Genomic DNA, 515 nt, shown 5'->3' with positions numbered 1-515 from the left:
TACTTGCACTTGTTGAGGCTGACGTACTTGCTGAAGTGCTTGCGCTTGTTGAAGCCGATGTACTTGCTGACGTACTTGCACTTGTTGATGCCGACGTGCTAGCAGATGTACTTGCTGACGTACTTGCACTTGTTGATGCTGACGTACTTGCTGATGTGCTTGCGCTTGTTGATGCCGATGTACTTGCTGAGGTACTTGCACTTGTTGATGCCGACGTGCTTGCTGATGTACTTGCACTTGTTGATGCTGACGTACTTGCTGATGTGCTTGCGCTTGTTGAGGCCGATGTACTTGCTGATGTGCTTGCGCTCGTTGATGCTGACGTGCTAGCAGATGTACTTGCACTTGTTGATGCGGATGTACTTGCTGATGTGCTTGCGCTTGTTGATGCTGACGTGCTTGCACTTGTTGATGCCGATGTACTTGCTGATGTACTTGCGCTTGTTGATGCTGACGTGCTAGCAGATGTACTTGCACTTGTTGAGGCCGATGTACTTGCTGAGGTACTTGCACTT

At 49.3% G+C, this 515-nt stretch carries 1 protein-coding gene; it reads left to right on the top strand.

All coding sequences use genetic code 11. From position 1 onward, the window contains the following. A partial coding sequence (locus tag QM460_RS10520; protein WP_414290066.1) for a hypothetical protein occupies window positions 1-515 on the top strand: 515 nt, incomplete at both ends.

Source organism: Streptococcus infantis (genome assembly GCF_047464415.1).
In the GTDB taxonomy this organism is placed as follows: domain Bacteria; phylum Bacillota; class Bacilli; order Lactobacillales; family Streptococcaceae; genus Streptococcus; species Streptococcus infantis_AE.
This window is presented reverse-complemented; position numbering and strand designations above follow the sequence as displayed.